Raw genomic sequence first — 2,943 nt, 5'->3', positions numbered from 1 at the left:
GATCGGGCGACCCGCCGGCCGGAGGGGTCGAACGGCTACAGGGTGCGCGCCAGCCGATCGGCGAGCGTACGGGTGAACCGGGCAGGGTCGGCCAGCTCACCGCCCTCGGCGAGCACCGCCAGGCCGTACAGCAGCTCGGCGGTCTCGGTCAGGGTCTCGGTGGAGTCGCCCTGCTCGTGAGCCTTGCGCAGCCCGGTGACCAGCGGGTGACCGGGGTTGATCTCCAGGATGCGCTTGGCCGAGGGGACGTCGTGCCCCATCGCCCGGTACATCTTCTCCAGCGTCGGCGTGAGGTCGTGCGCGTCGCCCACCACACAGGCCGGTGAGGTGGTCAGCCGCGACGAGAGGCGGACCTCCCGGACGCTGTCGGCGAGGGTGGTGCCCAGCCACTCCACCAGCGCGGCGAACTCCTGCCGCTGCTGCTCGCGCTCGGCCTCGGCCTGCTGCTTCTCCTCGTCGGTGTCCAGGTCGACCTGGCCCTTGGCGATCGAGCGCAGCGGCCGGCCATCGTACTCGCCGACCCGCTCGACCCACACCTCGTCGACCGGGTCGGTGAGCAGCAGCACCTCGTGGCCCTTGGCCCGGAACGCCTCCAGGTGCGGGGAGTTCTCGATGGTGGCGCGGGAGTCGCCGGTGGCGTACCAGATGTCGCTCTGGCCGTCCTTCATGCGCGCGACGTAGCCGGCCAGGTCGGTGGGCTCCGCCGCGTCGTGGGTGGAGGCGACCGACAGGATCTCCAGCAGGGAGTCCCGGTTGTCGGTGTCGTCGATCAGCCCTTCCTTGACCACGGCGCCGAACTCGGTCCAGAAGGTGCGGTAGCGCTCGGGGTGGTTGGCCTTGAGGTCCTTGACCGTGGCGAGGACCTTGCGGACCAGGCGGCGGCGGACGATCTGGATCTGCCGGTCCTGCTGGAGGATCTCGCGGGAGATGTTCAGCGACAGGTCGTGCGCGTCGACGACGCCCTTGACGAAGCGCAGGTAGGTGGGGACCAACGCCTCGCAGTCGTCCATGATGAACACGCGCTTGACGTAGAGCTGGACGCCGCGCCGGCCCTGCGGGGAGAAGAGGTCCAGCGGGGCGTGACTGGGCAGGAACAGCAGCGCCTCGTACTCGAAGGTGCCCTCGCCCTTCATGTGCACGACCTCGAGCGGGTCGGCCCAGTCGTGGCTGACGTGCTTGTAGAACTCGTTGTACTCGGCGGCGTCGACCTCGTCGCGGGGCCGGGCCCAGAGCGCCTTCATGGAGTTGAGGGTCTGCACCTCGCTGGTGGCGGCCTCGCCGTCGGCGCCGGGACGCTCGACGCGCATCCGGATCGGCCACGCGATGAAGTCGGAGTACCGCTTGACGATCTCGCGGATGGTCCACTCGGCGGTGTAGTCGTGCAGGTTGTCCTCGGTGTCGGCCGGCTTGAGGTGCAGGGTCACCGCGGTGCCCTGCGGCGCCTCCTCGACGGCCTCGATCGAGTAGGTGCCCTCGCCGGTGGACTCCCAGCGGGTGCCGCCGGTCTCGCCGGCCTTGCGGGTCAGCAGGGTGACCCGGTCGGCGACCATGAACGCGGCGTAGAAGCCGACGCCGAACTGCCCGATCAGGTCCTGCGAGGCGCGGGCGTCGGCGGACTCGCGCAGCTGGCGCAGCAGTTCGGCGGTGCCGGACTTGGCGATCGTGCCGATCAGCCGGACCACCTCGTCGCGGGTCATCCCGATGCCGTTGTCCCGCACGGTAAGCGTGCGGGCGTCCCGGTCGACCTCGATGGCGACGTGCAGGTCGTCGGTGTCGGCGACGAGATCCTTGTCGACGAGCGTCGCCAGCCGCAGCTTGTCCAGGGCGTCGGACGCGTTCGAGATGAGTTCCCGCAGGAAGACGTCCTTGTTCGAGTAGATCGAGTGGACGACCAGCTGGAGGAGCTGACGCGCCTCGGCCTGGAACTCCAACGTCTCGGCCTGGTTGCTCACACCGTCTCCCTTCTCGGCTCGTGCGGAGGTTCGCGCAAAGGATACGAGTCGTCACCGCCGCGGTCGTGCCCGCGTCCGGGTCGTATTCCCGATCCGCGGGGTGCCCGCGGTGACATAGCTGACTTTGCTCGACAGAAGTCAGCCAGATAGCGTTCCGGTCAGCAATCGACCGCGCGCCTTCTCGGCCAGCCACGAACCTGGAGCACTCCCATGAAGATCGCTGGAAGCACCGCCCTCGTCACCGGCGCCAACCGGGGCTTCGGCCGCCACCTCGCCGCCGAACTCGTCGCCCGGGGCGCGACCGTCTACGCCGGCGCCCGCAACCCCGACTCCGTCGACCTGCCCGGCGTGACGCCGGTCCGGCTGGACATCACCGACCCCGATTCGGTGGCCGCCGCCGCGAAGCTGGCCGGCGACGTGAACCTGCTGATCAACAACGCCGGCATCGACACCGGAACCGACCTCCTCGACGGCGACCTCACGCTCGTCCGCCGGGAGCTGGAGACCCACTACCTCGGCACCCTGTCGGTGGTCCGGGCCTTCGCGCCGGTCATCACCGGCAACGGCGGCGGGACGATCCTCAACGTGCTCTCCGTGCTGTCCTGGGTCAACTTCCCCAACGCCGGGGCGTACGGCGCCGCGAAGTCGGCCGAGTGGGCGATGACCAACGCGCTGCGCGTGCAGCTCGCCGAGCGGGGCGTCCGGGTCGCCGGCCTGCACGTCGGCTACATGGACACCGACATGACCGCCGGGGTCACCGCCCCGAAGTCCGACCCGGCGGCGATCGCCCGGATCGGCATCGACGGCATCGAGGCCGACGCGTACGAGATCGTCACCGACGAGATCAGCCGGCAGGTGCAGGCCGGGCTCGCCGGCGGGGTCGCCGCGCTCTACCAGTACATGTTGAACTTGGGCATCGCGATGTAGTCCTTGAACCGCCCCGGCACCGGCTGCCAGTTGGCGTGGATCACGCCGAGCGCCGCGTAGCAGT

3 protein-coding genes are annotated in these 2,943 nt (G+C 69.9%); 1 reads left to right on the top strand and 2 read right to left on the bottom strand.

Going from position 1 to position 2,943, the window contains the following annotated elements:
* Window positions 1-35: 35 nt before the first annotated feature.
* Complete coding sequence (gene htpG / locus AB0J68_RS30225) at window positions 36-1,952, bottom strand: molecular chaperone HtpG (RefSeq protein WP_363942057.1); 1,917 nt, start codon at window positions 1,950-1,952, stop codon at window positions 36-38.
* 210 nt (window positions 1,953-2,162) lie between these two features.
* Here htpG and AB0J68_RS30220 point away from each other — a divergent pair, with 210 nt between their 5' ends.
* Complete coding sequence (locus AB0J68_RS30220; RefSeq protein ID WP_363942054.1) at window positions 2,163-2,879, top strand: SDR family oxidoreductase; 717 nt, start codon at window positions 2,163-2,165, stop codon at window positions 2,877-2,879.
* Here AB0J68_RS30220 and AB0J68_RS30215 read toward each other — a convergent pair.
* Window positions 2,843-2,923: a hypothetical protein gene (locus tag AB0J68_RS30215; RefSeq protein WP_363942060.1), complete on the bottom strand. Its 81-nt coding sequence runs from the start codon at window positions 2,921-2,923 to the stop codon at window positions 2,843-2,845. The genes AB0J68_RS30220 and AB0J68_RS30215 overlap by 37 nt on opposite strands.
* Window positions 2,924-2,943: the final 20 nt, after the last annotated feature.

Source organism: Micromonospora sp. NPDC049580, from assembly GCF_040675595.1.
Lineage (GTDB): Bacteria > Actinomycetota > Actinomycetes > Mycobacteriales > Micromonosporaceae > Micromonospora.
The sequence above is the reverse complement of the archived record's forward strand: the minus strand, read 5'-3'. Positions and strand labels throughout refer to the sequence as shown.